The 21,833-nt window shown below is 36.4% G+C and carries 20 protein-coding genes; 13 read left to right on the forward strand and 7 right to left on the reverse strand.

The genetic code is table 11. From position 1 onward, the window contains the following. Positions 1-54: 54 nt before the first annotated feature. Complete coding sequence (locus FB2170_RS12215; protein WP_041632836.1) at positions 55-1,053, forward strand: anti-sigma factor; 999 nt, start codon at positions 55-57, stop codon at positions 1,051-1,053. Between the two features lie 118 nt (positions 1,054-1,171). Then, positions 1,172-1,372 (forward strand): hypothetical protein, encoded by a 201-nt coding sequence (locus FB2170_RS12220; RefSeq protein WP_013306873.1) that lies wholly within the window; start codon positions 1,172-1,174, stop codon positions 1,370-1,372. A gap of 69 nt (positions 1,373-1,441) precedes the next feature. Here the strand turns inward: FB2170_RS12220 and FB2170_RS12225 are convergent, their stop codons facing one another. Both FB2170_RS12225 and FB2170_RS12230 read right to left on the reverse strand, forming a co-directional pair. Beyond that, entirely contained in the window at positions 1,442-1,924 is a 483-nt protein-coding gene (locus FB2170_RS12225) for a hypothetical protein (RefSeq protein ID WP_013306874.1), read from the reverse strand. Between the two features lie 174 nt (positions 1,925-2,098). Further along, complete coding sequence (locus tag FB2170_RS12230) at positions 2,099-2,536, reverse strand: hypothetical protein (RefSeq protein ID WP_013306875.1); 438 nt, start codon at positions 2,534-2,536, stop codon at positions 2,099-2,101. Positions 2,537-2,623: 87 nt separating this feature from the next. Between FB2170_RS12230 and truA the strand changes: the two genes are divergently transcribed. The 3 genes from truA to FB2170_RS12245 are packed head-to-tail and all read left to right on the forward strand — an operon-like array spanning position 2,624 to position 5,109. Then, entirely contained in the window at positions 2,624-3,406 is a 783-nt protein-coding gene (truA, locus tag FB2170_RS12235; protein WP_041633203.1) for a tRNA pseudouridine(38-40) synthase TruA, read from the forward strand. 43 nt (positions 3,407-3,449) lie between these two features. Continuing rightward, positions 3,450-4,325 (forward strand): alpha/beta hydrolase, encoded by an 876-nt coding sequence (locus FB2170_RS12240; RefSeq protein WP_013306877.1) that lies wholly within the window; start codon positions 3,450-3,452, stop codon positions 4,323-4,325. A 46-nt stretch (positions 4,326-4,371) separates the two neighbouring features. Beyond that, positions 4,372-5,109 carry an alpha/beta hydrolase gene (locus FB2170_RS12245; RefSeq protein WP_237701133.1) on the forward strand — a complete coding sequence of 246 codons (738 nt, stop codon included), beginning with the start codon at positions 4,372-4,374 and terminating at the stop codon, positions 5,107-5,109. Position 5,110: 1 nt separating this feature from the next. On the opposite strand, the gene cysM is transcribed toward FB2170_RS12245, so the two are convergent. Further along, on the reverse strand, positions 5,111-5,995 hold the full coding sequence (gene cysM / locus FB2170_RS12250; RefSeq protein WP_013306879.1) for a cysteine synthase CysM: 885 nt from the start codon (positions 5,993-5,995) through the stop codon (positions 5,111-5,113). Beyond that, entirely contained in the window at positions 5,988-6,779 is a 792-nt protein-coding gene (epsC, locus tag FB2170_RS12255) for a serine O-acetyltransferase EpsC (protein WP_013306880.1), read from the reverse strand. Before epsC ends, cysM begins: the two co-directional genes overlap by 8 nt. A 95-nt stretch (positions 6,780-6,874) precedes the next feature. Between epsC and FB2170_RS12260 the strand changes: the two genes are divergently transcribed. Beyond that, positions 6,875-7,555 (forward strand): DUF2461 domain-containing protein, encoded by a 681-nt coding sequence (locus tag FB2170_RS12260; protein WP_013306881.1) that lies wholly within the window; start codon positions 6,875-6,877, stop codon positions 7,553-7,555. Here FB2170_RS12260 and FB2170_RS12265 read toward each other — a convergent pair. Further along, positions 7,544-7,954 (reverse strand): hypothetical protein, encoded by a 411-nt coding sequence (locus FB2170_RS12265; protein WP_013306882.1) that lies wholly within the window; start codon positions 7,952-7,954, stop codon positions 7,544-7,546. The two genes, FB2170_RS12260 and FB2170_RS12265, sit on opposite strands and share 12 nt — an antisense overlap. 157 nt (positions 7,955-8,111) lie before the next feature. On the opposite strand from FB2170_RS12265, the gene FB2170_RS12270 reads away from it, so the two are divergent. After that, positions 8,112-9,011, forward strand: a complete 900-nt coding sequence (locus FB2170_RS12270; RefSeq protein WP_013306883.1) for a DUF72 domain-containing protein — start codon at positions 8,112-8,114, stop codon at positions 9,009-9,011. Positions 9,012-9,019: 8 nt separating this feature from the next. On the opposite strand, the gene FB2170_RS12275 is transcribed toward FB2170_RS12270, so the two are convergent. Then, the gene (locus tag FB2170_RS12275) at positions 9,020-10,309 is read right to left on the reverse strand and encodes a dipeptidase (protein WP_013306884.1); all 1,290 of its coding nucleotides are present in this window, start codon (positions 10,307-10,309) and stop codon (positions 9,020-9,022) included. Positions 10,310-10,492: 183 nt separating this feature from the next. On the opposite strand from FB2170_RS12275, the gene FB2170_RS17055 reads away from it, so the two are divergent. The 6 genes from FB2170_RS17055 to FB2170_RS12305 all read left to right on the forward strand — a co-directional run bounded on the left by FB2170_RS17055 (position 10,493) and on the right by FB2170_RS12305 (position 20,300). Beyond that, on the forward strand, positions 10,493-12,277 hold the full coding sequence (locus FB2170_RS17055) for a hybrid sensor histidine kinase/response regulator (protein WP_013306885.1): 1,785 nt from the start codon (positions 10,493-10,495) through the stop codon (positions 12,275-12,277). Further along, positions 12,278-12,649 carry a PleD family two-component system response regulator gene (locus FB2170_RS12285; RefSeq protein ID WP_013306886.1) on the forward strand — a complete coding sequence of 124 codons (372 nt, stop codon included), beginning with the start codon at positions 12,278-12,280 and terminating at the stop codon, positions 12,647-12,649. 168 nt (positions 12,650-12,817) lie between these two features. Continuing rightward, on the forward strand, positions 12,818-15,232 hold the full coding sequence (locus FB2170_RS12290; RefSeq protein WP_148232106.1) for a HEAT repeat domain-containing protein: 2,415 nt from the start codon (positions 12,818-12,820) through the stop codon (positions 15,230-15,232). Further along, positions 15,225-16,655 (forward strand): glycosyltransferase family 2 protein, encoded by a 1,431-nt coding sequence (locus FB2170_RS12295; protein WP_013306888.1) that lies wholly within the window; start codon positions 15,225-15,227, stop codon positions 16,653-16,655. The genes FB2170_RS12290 and FB2170_RS12295 overlap by 8 nt, the downstream gene beginning before the upstream one ends. Before the next feature lie 4 nt (positions 16,656-16,659). Continuing rightward, positions 16,660-19,062, forward strand: coding sequence for a sulfatase-like hydrolase/transferase (locus FB2170_RS12300; protein WP_013306889.1), 2,403 nt, complete (start codon positions 16,660-16,662; stop codon positions 19,060-19,062). After that, on the forward strand, positions 19,059-20,300 hold the full coding sequence (locus FB2170_RS12305; protein ID WP_013306890.1) for a YaiO family outer membrane beta-barrel protein: 1,242 nt from the start codon (positions 19,059-19,061) through the stop codon (positions 20,298-20,300). Before FB2170_RS12300 ends, FB2170_RS12305 begins: the two co-directional genes overlap by 4 nt. A gap of 518 nt (positions 20,301-20,818) precedes the next feature. Here the strand turns inward: FB2170_RS12305 and FB2170_RS12310 are convergent. Beyond that, positions 20,819-21,682: an RNA polymerase sigma factor RpoD/SigA gene (locus tag FB2170_RS12310; RefSeq protein WP_013306893.1), complete on the reverse strand. Its 864-nt coding sequence runs from the start codon at positions 21,680-21,682 to the stop codon at positions 20,819-20,821. Between the last annotated feature and the right edge of the window lie 151 nt (positions 21,683-21,833).

Genomic DNA, 21,833 nt, shown 5'->3' on the forward strand with positions numbered 1-21,833 from the left:
TCCTGTTATTTAATGCTTGTTAGTTTGTCGTGTAATCCTAAAAACAAAAGGTATATGAAACATGTAAGAAATCTGTTTACTTTATTAACTATGATTATGCTCTGTACATTATCGTCCTGTAGTGATGGCGAAGATGGTTTGGATGGCATAAACGGTATAGATGGTCAAGACGGTGCTGATGGTCAAGATGGCGTAGATGGTCAGGATGGTGCCGATATAGCAAAAATGGCGACCTTGGACTTTAATCTTAATGGTTTGGAAAATCTAGGTCCTGATTATTTGTATGAAGGTTGGATCGTTGTTGACGGAGCTCCTCAATCAACAGGGATTTTTTCTGTTAATGACTCTGGTTCACTTTCAAAAAGCTCATTTGAAGTTGATTCAGTTTTGTTGGCAAATGCGCATAAATTTGTTTTGACTATTGAACCAAATCCAGATTCGGATCCCGCTCCATCCTATCAAAAACTGATTGCTGGTGACTTTTCAGGAAATTCCGCTGTCATAGCTTCCAATGTAATGCCTGGGGTTGGTGACTTTAGTGGTGCTTCTGGAAGTTTCTTTTTACGCAGCCCAACAGATGAACCAGTAGGCTCGGCGAACAATGGAAATGATCAAAACGGTATTTGGTTTGGTCTACCGGGTATGCCTCCTGGGGCTAATTTCGTTTTGCCAACATTACCAACAGGTTGGGCATACGAAGGTTGGGTCGTTGGTGATGCAGGGCCACTTTCCACTGGAACATTTACTTCTTTTGATGTAATGGATGATAATGCTGGTTCCGCGTCGAGTTTTGGAGGTACTGAGAATTTGGGACCCCCACTTCCAGGAGAGGACTTCTTTCTTAATGCACCTGCGGGAGAGACTTTTCCTCTTGATATTCGTGGAAGAACGGTTGTAATTAGTATTGAACCGGTACCAGACAATAGTCCAGAACCTTTTGTGCTAAAACCATTGGTAGCGATATCAGGAAATGATACGGCACCGGAATCATACCTCTTTCAATTGAACTTAGAATCTTTTCCAAGTGGAAACGTAACAAGAGTTAATGAATAGTTGTAAACTGTAACTGAGGGAGTATCATCTTTTCAATGACAATGATTCTCTCTCATTGTGTTTAACTCCTATTTCTTAAATGAAATAGGGTTAAGAAAGGAGAAGCAACTCAAGAGGAATGAATGTGGATGAATCAGCTTCATTTCAAACAGGGCCCAATACTGATGCGGCAGATGATGATACAACGGTTCGCAGAGTTACAGAAATATATGATGTTCAGTTTGGAAAAGGTGCAATCTCTTCATCTGAAGGCGTTGCAGAGTATGGAGATTTAAGAATTGGTTATAATCTTGTAAAAGTGATGATAGAGTCTAATTAAAATGTTTTGTTTTGAAGGTTGGTTTGGAAGAAGCTCTGGCATAATGTGGGAGCTTTTTTTAGATTGCAACTATTCCCAAGTGTCTATTTGGTCATTAACATTGTCAAATCTATAAGTACCAATTATTGCCTTTCTGTGCTTAAACATTATCAATGTCAATGCCAATAGCATGAAGTATAAAAAGAGAATGACAATACCAAATGGAATGAACGTTGCAGGAATGACTTGACTTTCGAAATCAGTATAGCTCAATAAAATAAAGAGTGTGTCAATAAACTTATAGATATAAATGAAAAAAATGATATACAATGCAAACTCCAAATTACGCATTTGTGGATCAGGACCTTCTTGTTCCCTGATTTTAAACCAGATAGCATATAAATAGGTGAAATGCAAAAATGTTAGTAAAGGGAAGATGTAGTTGTCAAATTTGAAGAAGTAGAATTTATTGGTATAAAGACCGTAAAAACTAAAAACTATCAACAAAAGTAAAACTACCACAGACAGTAAAAGACCACTTTTCCACGATATTATTCGTAAAATCAACTTCATTCTAAGTAGGTTTCAAGGATTTGGGGGAACCCTGGTTCAAATCTTAAAACGCTACCAACTTTCCTTTATTTAAATAAATCGATGAAAAACATTTAATGTTGGGAACATAGAAAAAAGTGTGGTCAAAGTCACTTCTGACCTAGCCACACTTCATTTAAATTGCTCTTAAACTTGTTAAGATATCCAGCTTTTTTTGATTGAGCTTTTCGCAAATAATACTAATGCAATACCTATAATAATTATCATAATGGGCATTCCCATCTTATCAGAGCCAATTACTTCAAAAGTGTTACTTAAAAAGAACATATACGTCATTTGGCCTAAGATCCCAAGAAGTGAAATTAATAGTACAGGTTTCGCCCATTTTTTTCTAAGTAACAATGCGATGCAGCCAATTAAACCGGCCCACACTGCAATTGCAAAAGCTCCAGTAACCCAAACAGGTTGGGATTCGTGGAGTAACCGCTCAGCCTGTGACATTTTTTCTAAATCTTCAATACTCATATATGCCTGCCCTAAGTAAGCCAGGACTCCCATTAAATTCCAAATAAGTGCAAGTGCACTTACTATCCAAAACCACACGGGCGGTTTTGTTATACCACTGTTTGTCATAATAAAATGTTTAGTTGATTAATGCTTTCAAAGTACAAAATTTACTTGAAATGGTTTAATGCAGTAATTTTGACGAAAATAGCAACTATGAAAAAACAGCGGTTCTATTACGTCATCAAACTACAGTACTTAGGTTTCAGGTTCAGCGGTTGGCAAAAACAACCTGGACAGAAAACTGTAGAAGGTATGATCACGAAAACCTTAAAGTTTATACTGCCGAATTCAGAGTTTAAAATATTGAGTGCTGGTCGTACAGATTCTAAGGTTTCTGCCCTTGATGCTGCCTTTGAACTCTTTATTAATGAACCACTTACTGATTTTGAAGCATTTATTGGGTTGTTTAACAAAAACTTGCCGTCTGACATTAGAGTAATGTCTATTAAAGAGGTAAATGAGGATTTCAATATTATTCAAGATCCCAAAGTGAAGGAGTATGTTTATCTCTTTTCCTATGGAAGTAAGAATCACCCTTATAGTTCACCTTTCATTACCAATGTTTTGGATGAACTCGATTTAGAACTGATGAAAAAAGCAGCGAGTCTATATGTTGGTACCCACGATTTATCGGTCTATACAGTAAAAGCGCAAAACAATGCACATAAAAAGCGAACCATAACTAGTTGTGAAATAATCGAAAATAAGATATTACAGGCAAATTTCTTTCCAGAAAAATCATATGCATTTCGAGTAGAAGGGCCTGGTTTTATGCGCTATCAAATAAGAATGATGATGGGTGCGCTCATTCAATTGGGTAAGGGGGAATTGTTATTCGCAGATATAGAGAATTCCTTGTCCAATCCCGAATCAATAGAATTGACTTATGTTGCGCCGGGCTCAGGGTTACTCTTGAACCGTCTGGACTTGGATTAACGAAAGCGTATTTTTTTTGTACATTGTTGCTAAACATTAATGCATGCCGTATTGGGTTTATATTTCACTTCTGATTTTGGGTATTTACCTGGGTATAAGTGTTCTGCTTTATTTTTTACAGGATTACCTGATGTTTAAGCCTGAAAAACTTCACAAGGATTTTGAATTTCATTACGAGAACCAGGAGATTGAGGAATATAATGTAGAAACGAGAGATGGGGCAATAATCAACGGTATTAGATTCAAATCAAAAGAACCCAAAGGTGTTGTTTTTTATCTAAAAGGAAACTCAAAGAGTATCAAAGGCTGGGGTAAATTCGCTGTGGACTTTACGCGACATGGTTATGATGTATTGATGGTTGATTATCGTGGTTTTGGCAAAAGCACGGGTACACGAACCCAAAAAGCCATAAAAAGGGACCTTCAAATGATTTACGATAAAATCAAGGAACATACTCCTGAAAAATATATAATTCTTTATGGGCGTTCTTTGGGCTCTGGTTTTGCTGCAAAACTGGCATCTATGAATAACCCTAGAATGTTGATATTGGATGCCCCTTATTATAGTTTGAGCAAGGTAGCCAAGAAGTACATTCCTTTTATGCCTTTATCATTACTTTTGAAGTTTCCCATGCCCACATACAAATGGTTAAAATACGTGAATTGTCCTATACATATCATCCATGGAACAGATGATCGATTAATTCCATATAAAACCAGTGTAAAACTCTCTAAGATAAAACCAAAATACACTCGTTTGTATACTGTGATAGGTGGAGGACACAAAAACTTGAATACTTTCCCCGATTATCATAAAATGCTCTCAGAAATTATTCTCACAAGACCAAAAGAAGTAGATTTGAAAGGTTCAAGTATAAATGTTCGTCATTCTTCAAAACGTAGTAATGCGAAAGTTTAAAAAAACAATCAAAGTTTTACTTTTTCTTTATGTTTTAATTACTCTTATGCTCTATTTTTTACAAGAGAAAATAATTTTTCTTCCAACGAAGTTGCCTCAGGATTATGAATATTCTTTCTCACATAATTTTGAAGAGTTAAACTTAAAAACAGACGATGGCTCAGTTCTTAATGCCCTTCATTTTAAGAAAGTTAACCCAAAAGGGTTAATCCTTTACTTTCACGGTAATGCTGGCGATTTATCACGCTGGGGAAAGATAACATCTTCATTTGTTGATAAGGGTTACGATGTTTTGGTAATGGATTATCGCACCTATGGAAAGAGCACTGGTAAATTGAGTGAATTGGCTTTGCATAATGATGCACAATTATTTTATGAGTATGCATTGAGGCATTATGAGGAATCAAAAATAACATTGTATGGAAGGTCTTTAGGGACAGGGTTAGCCACTAAGCTGGCCTCAACCAATAACCCAATCAGGTTAGTGTTGGAAACGCCATACTATAGTCTTTTGGAAGTTGCAAGAAACCGTTTTCCGTTTTTACCTCTTGATTGGTTGTTGAAATACAAGATTTTATCCTATGAATTTATACAAAATGTGAGCTGTCCCATCACTGTTTTTCATGGTACTAATGACACTGTGGTGCCTTATGAATCGGGAAAAAAATTGTATGATGCAATTCCCCATAACTCAAAAAAACTTTTTACCATCGAGTGCGGTGGGCACAATAATCTTGTTGATTTTAAGACATTTTCAAAAGGAATCGAGGAGGCACTGGAATAAATCAATCAAATAAATCTGAGGAAAGATACCTGTCACCTCGGTCACAAATAATGGAGACAATAGTACCATAATCTAGGGTGTTGGCAAGTTTTACTGCAGCTGCCGCAGCACCACCGCTGCTTATTCCTGCAAAAATACTTTCTTCCTTTGCCAATCTTTTGGCCATCTCACGGGCTTCAACATCACTGACTTCAATGACCTTATCTACTTTTTTTGGGTCAAAGATTTTTGGTAGATATTCTTTGGGCCATTTTCGAATCCCAGGAATTTTTGAACCATCTGTGGGTTGTACCCCTACAATCTGAACCTCAGGATTTTGTTCCTTTAGATAGGTAGAAGTCCCCATGATAGTACCAGTTGTACCCATGGCAGAAACAAAATGGGTTATTTCGCCACTGGTATCTTTCCAAATCTCGGGTCCGGTGGTTTTGTAATGCGCCATCCAATTGTGGTCATTGGCAAATTGGTTTAAGGATACGAAACCTTCGTTATTAACCTTTGCCTCAGCATAATCCCTCGCGCCTTCGATTCCAACATCTGTTGGGGTAAGTGTCACCTTGGCCCCATAAGCTCGCATTGTTTGTACGCGTTCTTTTGTGGAGTTTTCAGGCATGACCAATTCAATATCCAATCCGTAGATTCCAGCAATCATAGCCAACGCTATTCCAGTGTTACCGCTTGTGGCTTCAATTAGTTTTGAATTTTTTGATATAGTTCCGCTTGCAAGTCTTTCGCTTATCATATTATAGGCGGCACGATCCTTGACACTTCCTCCAGGATTATGACCTTCCATTTTGAAAAGAAGTTTCACTTTGGGGTTTGTATTGACAACCTTTGATTCCACTAAGGGAGTATTGCCTATTAGGTCAAGGATGGAATTAGACATTCGTTGCAGTTTTTATTTTTATCTCTGGGGTATGGAACACCGTTGAATTAGCAGGGACCGATGAAGTCACCCAAGCATTACCACCAATAGTACTATTTGCCCCAATTATGGTATCGCCTCCAAGGATTGTGGCATTTGCATATATTGTAACATTGTCTTCAATAGTGGGGTGTCTTTTGGTTTGTTGCAATTCCTTATTAACATAAAGAGCTCCTAAGGTTACACCCTGATATATTTTAACATTGTCTTTAATGATTGCTGATTCCCCTATAACTACACCTGTTGCATGGTCAATGAAGAACGATTTTCCGATTTGGGCACCAGGGTTAATGTCCACACCGGTTTTACCATGTGCATATTCGGTCATTAAACGCGGTACAAGAGGAAATCCTTCTTTATAAAGTTCGTGGGCTAATCTATATATCGCAATGGCATAAAAACCAGGATATGCCATGTATACTTCCTCAATTGATAGTGAGGCAGGATCACAGTTCACTATGGCTTCGGCATCTAGATTAAGACTTTCCAAAACCGCCGGCAAAGAAGATAGGTAACGTTCCCAAATCTTTCCACAAGGTTTTGTTGTCTCCCAGCATGCTAAATCTGTTAGCTCGGTAAATTCAATCTCCAATTTTTTAAGATTGTCGGCAACAGGAGTGTCAATATCAAATAGGGTGTAAAAAAGATGAGTTGTAAATACCTCTACCTTTTCCTTTAAAGCATACCTTAGATTAGGCTGTTTTTTATGTTGTTGAATACTTTTAATAATCGATTGATGGTCCATTGGTCTATGATTTCAAAATCAAAATTAACTATAATTTTAAAAGGAGTTTATTCCATTTGGTTAACTTTAGCTTAAAATAATCACAGTTGAGTCGTATGCTAAAGCCAATAATTACTAAAGAAGTATTTCAATTTTTAAAAGAATTGGAGAAAAACAATACTCGGGAATGGTTTGCTGAAAACAAGGTGAGGTTTAAGAGCTTGGAAACTGATGTCAAAGCTTTTTATTCGTCTGCTATGGACAATTTAAAACTACATGATGAAATTGAGAAAATGAAGATTTTCCGAATATACAGAGATGTTAGGTTCTCGAAGGATAAAACACCGTATAAAGCTCATTTCGGGGGCTCATTTGCTAGGGCAGGAGCACGATTAAGAGGTGGTTATTATATTCATCTGAAGCCTGGTGATAGTTTTATTGCCACAGGTTTTTGGGAGCCTAATAAAGAGGATTTGCTACGTATTCGAAAGGAACTGGAGTTGGATGCCGATGAGTTTAGAAAGGTTATAGGTACTAAGAAATTCAAGGCCAACTGGGGAGATTTGGTCGGTGATGAAGTGAAAACTGCTCCAAAAGGTTTCAATAAGGAACATGAAAACATTGATCTTATAAAAAAGAAACAATACATCTTTGTTCGTAAGTTCACTGATAAAGAAGTTTTGTCCTCGAATTTTGCCAAGCAAATTGACGATTCATTCAAGGCAATAAGGCCTTATTTTGATTTAATGAGTGATGTGCTTACAACTAACTTAAATGGAGAGTCGTTATTGGATTAGTTCTATTTCCGCAAAAATTTGAATTTGATTCTTTAATCGATCAATGACCATATTCATCATTCTCTTGTTCAGCGCTGAGGAGTTTTTTATGTAGTTTTCATATTCCTCAGAAGTAAATTGTCCAATGACCATACCTTTTAAGGAATTTCGAAATTTTATGTCCTTCTGAATAGCATTTTCTATATAATTCAACTGGTTCTCAACGCTTAACTCATAGAATTTGTTCTTGTGCTTGGAAATGTAATTTTGAAATGCAGCAACCAACAGCTCGTTTTGGAGCTTAATAATTGGCCTAAGGGTCTTGTTCTGAAACTGTTCGTCCAAACTCATAAGATCATTGACTTTGGCGTTTAAAATCTGTGGACGTATTTGTAAAAGACTATGGGACCTATCACACATATCACGAAGTTTTATTAAAGGTAATTCATTAATTAATTAGCATTATTTTTTCTGTTTATAGTTTTTAACGAGGTTATGAACAAGGTTATTGAGCCTAAGGGCGTAATGGTTTTCTTATATTTTCTAGTATAATTCTTTTATTGTTAGTTTTAGGACTATGAAATTTGGAAAAGTAGAGCATCCAGAACTGATTGATTTTTCCATCCCATCGGATCACCCAGATACTGAGGTGGTTTTGTCGAAGCATAAAACCAACAAACCTCTTCAAGTCTACGTTGGTTGTGCAAAGTGGAACAGACAAGATCTCAAGAACTTTTATCCCCGGGGTACCAAAGATGAATTACAATATTATTCGACCCAGTTTAATTGTATTGAGTTGAATGCCACTTTTTACCGCATATTCCCAGGCGAACAGTATACAAAATGGTACGATAAGACCCCTGAAAATTTCAAGTTTTTTCCGAAAATAGTACAAAATGTGAGCCATCTAAGAAGACTGAATGACCAAGCATACCCTATTTTGGACGAATACTTAAATGTAACTTCCAACCTAAAAGAAAAGTTAGGAACCATCTTTTTACAGATGCATGGTAATTTTGGCCCTAAAAACTGGGATAGAGTAGTGCGCTTTGTTGAATATTGGCCAAAGGAATTTAGATTGGCTATGGAATTTAGGCATACAGATTGGTTTACAGATGATAAGGTATCGCAAGAACTTTATCATTTACTGGAAGAGAATAATATTTCCAATGTTCTGGTCGACACTGCTGGCAGAAGAGATTTAATGCACATGCGACTTACAAATGACGAGGCTTTTATTAGATATGTTGGAGCCAATCATGCGAGCGATTACTCAAGACTTGATGATTGGGTAGATAGGCTTTGCAAATGGCAACAACAGGGCTTAAAACACCTTCACTTTTTTGTACATCAGAATTTAGAATTGGCATCACCCTTATTGTCAGCGTACATCATCCCTAAATTAAATCAAAAACTTGGTTGTGATTTGATAACACCAAAAACGCTAGTGGGAGATTCACCGCCTAAGCCATTTTGACCTTGGACCTAGTTATTTGAAAGTTCTGCAGCTATGGCCTGTACTTCGTCTAAAACCCTTAAAAGGTTCCCGCCCCAAAGTTTTTCAATTTCTTCTACTGTATAACCTCTTTTAACCAATTCTGCCGTTACGTTCATTGTTTCAGAAGCATCTGACCATCCTTCGATTCCGCCACCGCCATCAAAATCAGAACTGATTCCTACATGGTCTATCCCAATCAATTTCACCATATAATCGATATGGTCTACAAAGTCAGCAACATTTACTCCTTCTGGGGCATCTGGGCGACTGGCCACCATTTCTTTGCCCATGTCCTTGATTTTGACATAATTCTGATAGAATGCATTTCTTTCATCCGCACTTAGTGCTCCAAGTTCGGATCTTTCATACATCTTTATGCCTAATGAATCTGCTATTTTAGCATATACCTCTTTCATATAAGCGGAAAGTTTATCGCTTTTTTCTGTATTCACATAAGAAGTGAATGCAACGGTTTGAACAACCCCACCATTTTCTTTTAGCATTTTCAGCTGTTCATCATCTAGGTTTCTACTATGGTCACATAAAGCTCTAGCAGATGAATGTGAAGCAATAATTGGAGCTTTGGACAGCTCTATCATTTGGACGATGGACTCCTTGGATGGATGAGAGATATCAATCATTATTCCAAGTCTATTCATCTCTTTTACAGCCTCTTTGCCCAAGTCACTTAAACCATTATGTAACCATATGTCATCAACTTCACCAGTATTGGAATCGCAAAATTGGCTATGGCCATTATGTGATAATGAAATATATCGAGCCCCAAGTTTATGGTACTTTTCAAAATTAGAAAGGTCCTCTCCAATCGGATAGGCATTTTCAACACCTATCATGGCCACTTTTTTCCCAGCCTTGTTAATTCGTCGGACGTCTTCAGAGGTAAGTGCAAGTTCAATTTTGTCTGGTGCTATTTCCTCGCAAAGTCTATGGATTGCGTCAAACTTCGCCATTGCATTCGCCTTTGCCTTTTCATAACCAGCTGCATTCAGTGAATCTTGACCAGTATAAACTATAAGCCACGCAACGTCTAACCCGCCTTCTTCCATCTTTGGAATATTTACTTGAGTAGGAAGTCTTTGTGTATAGTTTTTATCTGCTGTAAAATTATTCACGTTGATGTCATCATGAGTGTCAATCGTGATAACTTTTTCATGTATTTCCTTAACACTGTCAATCTCGCTCATCTCTGTTTTTTTCGCTTGCTCAGCGCAAGAAAGGAATAATGAAAATGAGGCTAGATAAATCAAATATTTCATGTCTTAAATTTTTTATACCTACAAATAAAGCAATTTGACAACAAAAAAGGCCAATCCGATAACAATTTATTGCAGATACTACTGATTATGAAGAGTTTTAAACTGTTACAATCTTTGTGGGCATTTATGAACCACAGATTTTAGAAGCAAAATGAGTTAAAATAACCCAAATAAACCGCCCTTTTGAAGGAAAGAAAATTACTTAACCAACTAGATAGCATTGAGTCGATTCTCAACGATTATTCATTTGAGGAACTGAGGGCTAATGACAGCGCTCAACTTAAAAATAGCTTTGAAGTTTTCAAGAATTGTCTTGAAAAAATGATTTTTCAGCATATACCGGCCAGTTCAGAACAGATTGGACTTAGTCCGGATGAGCAGAATGTTCCAAATAATAAGCCTCTAGTCTTTCAGGACAAAACCAACAATGTTACTAAGCTCATAGCCAATGTTAGCCATGAAATTCGTACGCCTCTCAACGGCATTATTGGATTCACGGATTTACTTAAGGAAGATAATCTGAACCAAAATCAATTGGAGAAGGTAGAAGCCATTCAAACAGCGTCGCATTCTCTTCTTGGGATTATCAATGAACTTTTGGAATACTCCAAACTTTCAGAAGGTCTAGAAAGTATAAATCAGGATGATTTTAATTTTGACAGTGTCATAGATAATGTAATGTACCTCTGTGATACTTTAATCACGAGCGAAGATGTTGTTTTAAAATCAAAAATTGATCCCGGAATTCCCAAGATATTGAAAGGAGATCCCGCCAAGCTTTCACAGATTTTATTGAACCTCATTGGGAATGCTGTGAAATTTGTTGAAAAAGGGGAAATTATCCTGGATGTATCCTTGAAAAATCAAAGGAACAAAGATATTTACCTAGAATTCATTATATCCGATACCGGCATTGGCATTTCTCAAGAAAACCTAAAGCATATATTCGGATACTTCAAACAAGCAGACAGTTATACCTCTGTCAATTATGGCGGTTCTGGTCTTGGATTGAGCATCGTTAAACAAATAATCGATCTTTTGGGTGGAACAATTGAGGTTGAGAGCGAATTAGGGACGGGTACCGTGTTTAAATTCACCTTGCCCTATAAGCGAGGTGATGAATCTGGAATTCCTACAAATGACTTCCTGGTTATAGATCAATTCAAAACCAAGAACCCCTTAAAAAACAAAAAGATATTGGTTTTTGAGGATAATTCTATGAACCAACATCTATTCAAACAACGTTTGAAATCATGGGAATGTAAATCCTATATAACCGACGATGGACCTGCTGGACTTGCATTTTTAGAGGAACACAATATTGACCTTATCCTCATGGATTTAAGAATGCCAGGAATGAGCGGTTTTGAGATTACAGAAAAAATACGAGGTCACAATAACCCAAAATTAAGAAAAACCCCAATCATAGCCGTAACAGCAGATATAACTGCAAACGAAGTTGAGAATTGCAGTACGTTTGGAATAAACGATTTTATCTTAAAACCGTTTAGCCCCGAGGCGTTGATGAACAAGATTGTAAGAATTCTGGAAAATAATGAAGATATGATCCAAAAAGAAAAAGAGAAAAGTAAAATGGATGTGAACTTGAAAAAGGTAAACCTGAAGCCCTTAATTGAAGAATGTATGGGTGAGTTAGATTTTTTCGAAGAGCTGGTTAGACTTTTTAAAGTAAACGTGATTGAATTTATTGGTGCATATTCAGTCCACTTAAAAAATGAGGATTATGAAGGTATTGCCTTTGCATCACATAAATTAAAGTCTGGACTAAAGATGGTGCAAGCAGATTATTTGTTGACCATTGTTTTGAGAATTGAGGAGCTTAGTAAAAAAGAACAAAATCTATTGGAACTTAAAGAATTGAAAACTGCCTTTTTGGAAGAATATGGGTTGGTTGAGGAAGCTATTGACATAGAGTTAAAGGATTTTAAAAACAAGAAGAAAGATTAGATGGATTCAAAGAAACTTTTACTCGCAGAGGATGATGAACTATTGGCCTCATTACTAAACTATCGACTTCAAAAGGAAGGATATGAGGTGGTTTTAAGTAATAATGGCAAAGAAGTAAAGGAACAATTGATAAGGGAAATACCTGATTTGATTGTTAGCGATATTATGATGCCATATTTTTCTGGTTTAGAGCTTGTGGATTATGTCCGCAATGAGCTTAGTTTGGAAATACCAATAATAATAGTTTCATCAGCAGGAAATGAAGAGAATGTATTGAAAGCATTTGATTTAGGTGCTAATGATTTTATTTCAAAACCAGTAAGTCCTGCCGAATTGATAATGCGAATAAACCGGGAATTGAGAAAGAGATAGGAATTGACGAACAGCCCAACATACTATTCAATATCACTTTTTAGTGCTCCAAAGATCCATGCGGATCTTTTGTGGGATCTAACAATCGTGTTTGTTGTGTTGGCTGTTGTTTTCTTCGTAAGCATTTTCTTTTTCAGGAACAAGATTACAAAACGTTCACGGAGAACTTTGGACAAGAAGAGGGAGCTGTCACCTATGATCAGTGAGTTTATCTTTTATACTGACGATGCTACCAAAGAAGAAAAAAGCACTTATATAGACCACAAAATCCATATTAGGGAATTGTTGAATGATGATTTTGATCGCAAAGTGCTTGCTAGTACTTTGATAGAATTGAGAAAGGACGTTTCAGGTCAGGCACAAAATCAATTAATAGATCTCTACAAGAATTTAGGACTTCATCTTGATGCCTACGAGAAGCTTAAAAGTTGGAGATGGGAGGTGGTCGCCAAGGGAATTTTAGAGCTTACACAGATGCAGGTTACTGAGTCTTATCAAGTAATTGTGCGTTTTATCAATGACCGACGAAGTACTGTAAGAAAACAAGCTGAAATTGCAACGATAACGCTTAAAAATGAAGGGATTATGTATTTTATGGACACCACGAAATATAAAATTTCAGAATGGCAACAACTAAGTCTTTTGGAAATCTTACGAAATAATAAAGATTTTGACCCTCCTCAATTCAAGGCTTGGTTGACTTCGAAAAACAAGCATGTTGTTTTATTCGCTCTTAGACTTATAAAGCACTATAGCCAAAACGATGCGAAAGCCGCTTTGATTGAACTGTTGAAGCATCGTAATGATCACATTAAATTGGAAGCTATAGGCTGTTTAAAGATTTTTAATGTTGTAGAATCCAAGGACATGTTGAAGCTGGTTTTTTGGAGATGTTCTACAGAAGTTAAAATAGCAATTCTTGGTGCCATCAGCGAACTTGGAGATACTGGCGATATAGGATTTTTAAAGCAAATCGAGCGTAAAAGGCTCGATTTTACAGTTAAAAGTAAAGCATTGAGTGCCATAAATTCAATCGTACCTGAGTCTATAATGCCCACTGAAGGCATTGAAAAAGTATCCAATATAAAAATACCAGAAGACGCTATCGAAAATAGCACGGAGAAAGAAGTCAAAGAAGATGCACAAATTGAATATGAGGATTATAAAACCCAAGATAGTCTGCCTAAAGACTTGAACTCACAGTTAATAGCTGGTGAAGAAGAACCCCAAAGCAATATTGATGCAGAAGGGCTTGAAGTTAGAGATTTGGAAGTCAATTACGAAGAATTGGACTTTTTACCAATCGTGTCCGCTGAGTCAGAGGATGAAATACAGGATAATATTAAGGATTTGGATATTGATTATGAAGAATTGGTAGTTGAATGCGCCAATAATGAGGAACAAATGGAATTGGAATGCCCGGAAATTGATTTAACTGATAGAGAATTGGATTTTTTACCAATTGTTACTGCTGATGAAACAACGATTGAGATAAATGACATTCTTGAAAATATTGAGGTCGTGTATGATGAGATAAAAGCTACACAGGAAATTAAGGAAGATACTGAGACAATTGACAATTCAGAATTTGTAACTACTAAAGAGGATTTAAAATTCTTACCTATTGTAGTTTCTGATGATATTGACGATGTCCTTACGAATGACAACGATCTATTTGAAAAATCAATCGAGGAATTTGATAAAGAATATAATCAAGCATTAATTGAAAAGGAAAGAACGGTCATCGAAGAGATTTTAGAGAGCAACTTTAGGATGGAACAAGAAAGACTTGCTGAGATTTCTACTATAGAGGTTGAATGTGAGGAATTGATTTCAGATGAGAAAGTAGTAGCTGAAGACAATGATTTTATCGACTGGGCTACAACAAAAGATGAGGAAACAGAGATTTATGATACTAATGAGGAGTTTGAAATTGAATCCATTTTATCCTTGATACCTAAATCCTATAAGTTCGACGATAGGACAATAATTTTGATTCAATTATTATCAGATATTGAGCAATTGGGTGATCATCGTGAAATTCCACTACTAACGGATTTGCTCTTGGAAGAGCCTAGACCATTGATTAGGGAGAGGATTCAAGATGTTATTTATGGCATTGAAAAGAAAAATGATTTAAAAAATGAAACGGTAAGGCATAGTGTTTTTGAAGAGCTGTTCAAAAGCTGTGATACAGAATCAAAGTTTATTCTTATGGACCAAATGGTTGCCATTGGTGATGAAAAAGAGTTCGTATTCCTTACTAAATTATTGGAGGACACAAATATTGAAATCAGTACAAAGGCAGAGTCAACACTAAGGTTACTTGAGGAGCGACTATCAGATAAGGCACTAAGAGAAATGAATGTTGAGGCACATGACCTTACGGGATCCCATAAAATTTCTTTGACTGATCAAGATGAGGACTTATTGGTTTTTACCGATGAGTTTATTTTGGAAAGCCAAGAAGGTGATTTAATAAATAATATGAATCAACCTATTTCCGATACTAATTTAAATACTGGTTTTTTATCTCAATTAATGTCAATACCCAATAGATTACTGGAGAAATTAAATGAATAACGATATCCTAAATATCATCCTGGACTATATAAACATTGTGTTTCTAACATACACTGCGGTGTTGTTTCTAGTGTTCAGTGCCATGGGATATTTGGCATCGATGAATTCATTGCATTATAAAAACAAGGATAGTTTTGATAATCTCACAAAAATTGCCGGATCACCATTAGAGCCAGGTATTACCATTATTGCACCAGCTTATAACGAGGGCTTGACCATTGTTGAAAATGTAAGGTCCTTGTTGTCTTTAAGATATGCAAACTATGAGGTCATGGTGGTAAATGATGGTAGCAAGGACGATACTTTACAAAAAATGATCGATGCTTATAATCTGGAGAAGATTGATGTTAGAATTGATCCAGATTGGAAATCCAAACCTGTTAGAGGTATTTACAAGTCAAAACAAAGTTCTTTTTCGAAACTAACTATTGTAGATAAGGAAAATGGTGGGAAGTCAGATGCCTTAAATACTGGTATGGCATTGTCTGCCAATACATACGTTGGCTGTATTGATGTAGATTGTCTTTTGTTACCTGATGCATTGTTACATGTAGCTAAATCATTTTATCGTCGATCTAAAAAAAAGGTCATTGCCGTTGGGGGTGTTATCAGGGTCGCAAATTCGTGTACCATTACTGGTGGGGAATTGGAAAAGATCAGTTTGCCTAAAAACTGGTTGGCAAAATTTCAGTTATTGGAGTACACTAGATCATTCATTCTTGGTCGAATGGCTTGGGGGCGTATTGATGGACTTTTGATTATTTCAGGTGCATTTGGCTTCTTTGATAGAAAAATAGCTCTTGAGGTAGGTGGTTATGATACCAATACCGTAGGTGAGGATATGGAGATTGTTTTCAAGATGCGTAAATATATGCATGAGCGCAAAGAGCCATACACCATTGAATATATGCCTGATCCATTATGTTGGACAGAGGTTCCCGAAGACTTGAAGATTTTAGTGAATCAAAGAGATAGATGGAGTCGAGGAAACCTAGAGACATTGTACAAGCATCGTGAAATGTTCTTTAACCCAAGTTATGGTAGATTGGGAATGGTAAGTTATCCATATTGGTTTTTTTATGAATGGCTATCTCCTTTATTAGAGTTCTTTGGGTTTATCTCGGTAATCCTATTCATCTATTTAGGTATTTTGAACTTTGATTTTTTCATAGCAATAACAACCACTGTTTATGTGTTTTCGGTTATGTTCTCCTTTTTTGCCATTCTTTGGGATGTCTATTCTTATAACGAATACCGAAAAACCAAGGATATACTTACGCTAATGCTATGCGCTATAATTGAACCCTTTGTTTTTCATCCAATAGTAGTCTGGGCTGCAATAAGAGGTAATTATAAGAAGCTGTTCAAAATAAAATCTGGTTGGGGGTCTCAAGTACGAAAAGGATTTGCCAAGGCAACATAAAAATATGCAGGTTAAAGAAAACATATCATCAAATTTGGAGCGTAAAGCGCTAAAGGACTTTATTCCTCTGGTGTTTGCATTCTATGGTTGTATGATATTGTTATCATTCTATCAAAATCTAAGATTGTTTTTTGATGGCGTATTGGATAGTTTTTTTAATAAGAGCCTCTTTTTATTGATAATGCATCACTCCGGTTTTGGGGCTCTGGCCGCATTGCTATTGTCATTTTTATTTAATTATCTGGAAAGAAAAACCCCTCATTTGGGTTATAAGGTTTCCATAATAGTTTTGTCGGTGCTTATTCTTATAGAAGGCGCTCTGATAGAACATTATATTCAAAATTATGAGGCCTTGGGTTATGGTAGGTTCAGTCTTACTGAAGTTATTAGGGCAGGATATTCGATAATACCTATCCTGATTACCTTGGTGGTCCTAATATTCTTATTTCTTTGGTTCGGAAAAATTACAAAGTCTTTGTACAATGTTGTGAGTAGAACCTATCCTCTGACCATTATATTGTTCAGTTTGTTTTTGGCAGTCTTGAACTCAGCCAAAAAACCAATTAACGAAAACAAAACCCAACATTATCTTGAGAGTGCGATAAATATTATCTTCGATTTTAACAAATATGAGGGAGATATTGAGTACCCGATGGCAAAAGAGCTTAATGCGCTAAAAGAGCTCGACCATCATAAAGAGCTGGGTAAATACTTTGAATTATCAACCAAGAAACCGAATATCGTAGTATTGATTATTGATGGGTTTGGTTCCGATTTTATTGGGAATGAGCCTAAATATAAGGGTTTTACGCCATTCTTGGAATCACTTTCCAAGCAATCGCTTTTTTGGAACAACCACCTGAGTAATACTGGCGAGAGTTTTGCCGCCCTACCTTCGATAATGGGCTCTTTACCATTTGGCAAAACAGGATTCACCAACCTTTCTGGTAAAGTCAATCGACAAACTATATTTAGCCTTCTTAAGGAAAACGGATATAAGACATCTTTTAGTTATGGTGGCAATAGTGCTTTGAACGGTTTGGATAGATTTTTAGATGAAGAACGGGTAGACCAAATATTGGACAAAAAAGGATTTGGGGAAGGTTATCAAATGCAAGACGAAGATGCAGCAGGAATATCACTCGGCTATCCTGATAAAGAGCTTTTCAAGAAATGGCTCTCGCTGGACAAACCAATAGATAAGCCTAGATTGGATGTTTTCTTGACTCTTAGCACCAAAAAGCCATTTCTGGCTCCAAATCTCCATACTTACGAAGAAAAAGTTGACAGTATACTCATCAACTCTAAAATGGGCAGAAGAACAAATAAGGTCATAAAGAAAAACAAAGAAGTGTTCGCTAGCTTGATCTATGCCGACAAAGCCCTTGAAGAATTTATTCAGGAGTATAAAGAACAACCCAATTACAACAACACAATTTTCATGGTTACCGGTAGTCATAATTTAAAAGAATTACCGCAGGAAGACAATTTAGGAAGATATAAAGTGCCGCTAATGGTGTTTGGACCATTATTGAAATTTCCAAAAAGAATCGAGGCTTTGGTTTCGCATGCTGATATAGCCCCATCCATTCTCTCCATGCTGCACAAAAAATATGAATTGAAAATGCCAAATCAAGTCGCTTGGTTAGGTGATAACCTTATACATTACGGAGTTTTCGAGAAGACAAAACAAATTCCATTATTCAGGGACAAGAAGAATATCAAAGATTATATTCATGAGAATCTATTTGTTTCTGGCACCAATGTTTATGAAATAAATACAGATTTAGAGCTTGAAAGCGCAGCAGATGATGCTCAAATCGACCAAGCAAAGGATAATTTCAAATCTTTTAGGGCGATAAATAACTATGTAACCGCCAACAATAAAATACTTCCAGATTCAGAGGCCATGTATGCTGAAGCATCCTATGAATTCACAAAGACGGAAATGGTTTGGCTACAGAGTGTTTTTAATGGAAGCGACTTTGATAACGCCTATAAAACTGCTAGAGAGTTGGCCTTTGATAAGGATTGGGACAGAGCTTTACTATTGTCCAACTATATTTTGAGCCAGATTCCAAGACATGCCGATGCTGAGGTTTTAAAAGGAAGAGTTTATTCCTGGAAAAAAGATTATAAGACTTCGATAAGCCTTTTGAAAGAGGCAATTAGAAAATACCCGACATATACAGACGCGTATTCCGCTTTATTGGATACTTACTATTGGTCAGAGAATATCGAAGAGGTTACTGAACTTTTTAAAACAATCTCGCGGAATGACATTTCTTCCCATGAAATTGAAGCCAAAATTATTAGGGCCAAAGAACAAATACGAAATATGGCTTTGAAAAAAGCTACTGAACAAGCAAAAAAGGAATCGAATATGGTTTCTGCAGACAACAAATGACAACTAAACAAATATATCTACTTTTATTAAGTTGCTTTTCCTGCTTTTTGGGCTTAACCCAAGAAAAGGAGTACAATGGTAACCCAGACATGTCTTTCTATGTAGCTCAGGATTTGGCATTTAGTGGTAAATATGATATCGCCCAAGATACCTTGAACCATATTCTAAAAAAATACCCGAAATACCATGATGTTCGTAATTTACTGGCAAGTACGTATAGTTGGAATGGGGAATATGATAAGGCAAGAGGGCATTTTAATAAAATAACCTCCTCAGATAGGAATAACAAAGAAACGTGGGTTGCCGCCATTAAGAATGAAATCTATGCCAAGGAATATTATATTGCTCTGGGGTTGGCCAATAAGGCAATAAACTACGTTGAGGATGATGAACATTTGAATAAACTCCGGATTGAAGTCCTGAAATTAATTAAGGAATCGCCTGCAAGCCAAAATGAGGTTTCCGACAATAATTTGGAGAAAGCATTGGATAAGGAGGATAAAGAGTATAAAAATAACATTGCAATTACAAATGCCTATGAGGTTTTTGATATTGCCTATGATCCAATGATCTATACTAGTGTAGAATATAAGCGTGAAACTAAATTGGGTAGTATTATACCAAGAATCAATTATAGCAATCGCTTTAAGATCAATGGAATTCAATATGAATTGGATGCTTACCCCAAGTTTTCTGAAAAAATCTATGGGTATTTGAATTATGGTTTTTCAGATTCACCAATATACCCAAATCATAGGGCAGGGGCAGAGTTATATGTAAATCTGCCAAAATCTATTGAAGTTTCCGCAGGTACCCGTTATATGAATTTCAATGAGAAGCAAGTCAATATTTTTACGGGGAGTTTAGGTATATATAAAGGAAACTATTATTTCTCAGCTAGGCCTTATATAACACCTTCAAAAGGGAGACCTTTAGGAATATCCGGAACATTAACAGGTCGAAAGTACTTAAAAGATGGCGAGAATTATTTTGGTATCATAGCGGGGTATGGCTTTGCGTCAGATTTAAAACAATTACGAGACGGGGATCAAGTATTGGCAGAAACCTTACTGTTTATTGAGTCCCAGCACGTACGATTTGAATATCAATTCTCGGGCAAGAAACAACCACACTTATATAGAGCTAATGTGGGTGTTGCAAGGCAAGAATTGGCCTATGATTCGGGCAATTTCTACTGGTCTTTGACCGCCGGTTTCGTATACCACATTAAGTTTTAAGTTGGTCGTACTGGACGTTTTGCATAATATATCGATGAACTGTACATGCCATTTCCCTTGATTTTATGGTATCCCATTTAAAAATGACCTTTGACAACATAATTTCTAGGTTACACCACAATTTATTGTGTCAACTCACCGTTATCTATATGTTTACTATATGAAATTTGAGTCCCAAATTAGTATTAAACCTTAACCTAAACCTATATGCTTTACGACACCTACGGTGAGGAATATTTAGCGTTCCTACAAGATTTAAATGAAATATTGAGCTTAAACGAATTGGTTGAATTGGACTATATGTAGTCTATTATTAATCAAAACCCCAAAAAACCCCTTATTATGGCAAATCAAAATCCAGACAATGCAGCTTACTTAAATTTTATTGAAGATTTAAATGAGATTTTAGTGGACATCAATATCAACAGACTAAATTTTTCTTAATAGTCGTTGGTTAAATAAAACAAAAGAGCCCTGACGTAACGTCAGGGCTCTTTTTGTTGGAATACACTTAAACTTTATCCCAAATATGTTTTTAACAACTTGCTTCTAGAGTTGTGGCGTAATTTCCGAATTGCCTTTTCCCTGATCTGTCGTACACGTTCGCGTGTAAGATCAAAGGTCTGTCCTATTTCAGCCAAGGTCATGGATTGTTGATCTCCTATACCATAATAAAGCTTAACTACGTCAGCCTCTCTGGGTGACAAAGTTTCCAATGCACGATTGATTTCCGTGTTCAAGGACTGCTGTAATAAAATCTTATCCGGTCTTGGGGATTCCCCTGAACGAAGTACATCATAAAGATTCGAGTCTTCCCCTTGTCTTAATGGTGCGTCCATAGATACATGCCTCCCTGTATTCTTAAGAGACTGTTTAACCTCGGTAACTGTCATTTCAAGCTCCTTCGCAATTTCCTCTGCAGATGGTGGGCGTTCGTGTGCCTGTTCCAAATAAGAGAAAGTTTTCTTGATTTTGTTTATAGACCCAATTTTGTTCAAAGGCAGACGAACCACTCTTGATTGTTCCGCCAATGCCTGTAGTATACTCTGACGAATCCACCATACGGCATAAGAAATGAACTTGAACCCTCGTGTCTCATCAAATCGTTTAGCGGCCTTAACAAGCCCTAAATTACCTTCATTGATCAAATCAGGTAGTTTTAAACCTTGGTTTTGATATTGTTTTGCTACCGAAACCACGAATCTTAAATTCGCAGTGGTCAATTTTTCAAGTGCAACTTGGTCCCCGGCTCGTATGCGTTGCGCTAATTCTACTTCTTCTTGTGCGTTTATTAATTCAATTTTACTGATATCCTGCAGGTACTTGTCCAACGATTTTGATTCTCTATTGGTTACCTGCTTGATTATCTTAAGTTGCCTCATATGTGTAATTAGTGTTTTGAGTTCTACATTCTACAAGAGTTCATAATACATTAATATTCTGTCTTTTCCAAAGGATAATAGGATTGTTATTCACATTTTATGAGCAATTTAGGATAAAGCCTAATGATTTAGTGATTTCTACTTGCAAATT

Source organism: Maribacter sp. HTCC2170 (assembly GCF_000153165.2).
In the GTDB taxonomy this organism is placed as follows: Bacteria; Bacteroidota; Bacteroidia; order Flavobacteriales; family Flavobacteriaceae; genus Maribacter_A.

Excerpts from the sequence above, each read along its gene's own strand:
- FB2170_RS12215 (WP_041632836.1), top strand. The coding sequence starts at position 55 with ATGAAACATGTAAGAAATCTGTTTACTTTATTAACTATGATTATGCTC.
- FB2170_RS12220 (WP_013306873.1), top strand. The coding sequence starts at position 1,172 with ATGAATGTGGATGAATCAGCTTCATTTCAAACAGGGCCCAATACTGAT.
- FB2170_RS12225 (WP_013306874.1), bottom strand. The coding sequence starts at position 1,924 with ATGAAGTTGATTTTACGAATAATATCGTGGAAAAGTGGTCTTTTACTG.
- FB2170_RS12230 (WP_013306875.1), bottom strand. The coding sequence starts at position 2,536 with ATGACAAACAGTGGTATAACAAAACCGCCCGTGTGGTTTTGGATAGTA.
- truA (WP_041633203.1), top strand. The coding sequence starts at position 2,624 with ATGAAAAAACAGCGGTTCTATTACGTCATCAAACTACAGTACTTAGGT.
- FB2170_RS12240 (WP_013306877.1), top strand. The coding sequence starts at position 3,450 with ATGCCGTATTGGGTTTATATTTCACTTCTGATTTTGGGTATTTACCTG.
- FB2170_RS12245 (WP_237701133.1), top strand. The coding sequence starts at position 4,372 with ATGCTCTATTTTTTACAAGAGAAAATAATTTTTCTTCCAACGAAGTTG.
- cysM (WP_013306879.1), bottom strand. The coding sequence starts at position 5,995 with ATGTCTAATTCCATCCTTGACCTAATAGGCAATACTCCCTTAGTGGAA.
- epsC (WP_013306880.1), bottom strand. The coding sequence starts at position 6,779 with ATGGACCATCAATCGATTATTAAAAGTATTCAACAACATAAAAAACAG.
- FB2170_RS12260 (WP_013306881.1), top strand. The coding sequence starts at position 6,875 with ATGCTAAAGCCAATAATTACTAAAGAAGTATTTCAATTTTTAAAAGAA.
- FB2170_RS12265 (WP_013306882.1), bottom strand. The coding sequence starts at position 7,954 with ATGTGTGATAGGTCCCATAGTCTTTTACAAATACGTCCACAGATTTTA.
- FB2170_RS12270 (WP_013306883.1), top strand. The coding sequence starts at position 8,112 with ATGAAATTTGGAAAAGTAGAGCATCCAGAACTGATTGATTTTTCCATC.
- FB2170_RS12275 (WP_013306884.1), bottom strand. The coding sequence starts at position 10,309 with ATGAAATATTTGATTTATCTAGCCTCATTTTCATTATTCCTTTCTTGC.
- FB2170_RS12285 (WP_013306886.1), top strand. The coding sequence starts at position 12,278 with ATGGATTCAAAGAAACTTTTACTCGCAGAGGATGATGAACTATTGGCC.
- FB2170_RS12295 (WP_013306888.1), top strand. The coding sequence starts at position 15,225 with ATGAATAACGATATCCTAAATATCATCCTGGACTATATAAACATTGTG.
- FB2170_RS12300 (WP_013306889.1), top strand. The coding sequence starts at position 16,660 with ATGCAGGTTAAAGAAAACATATCATCAAATTTGGAGCGTAAAGCGCTA.
- FB2170_RS12305 (WP_013306890.1), top strand. The coding sequence starts at position 19,059 with ATGACAACTAAACAAATATATCTACTTTTATTAAGTTGCTTTTCCTGC.
- FB2170_RS12310 (WP_013306893.1), bottom strand. The coding sequence starts at position 21,682 with ATGAGGCAACTTAAGATAATCAAGCAGGTAACCAATAGAGAATCAAAA.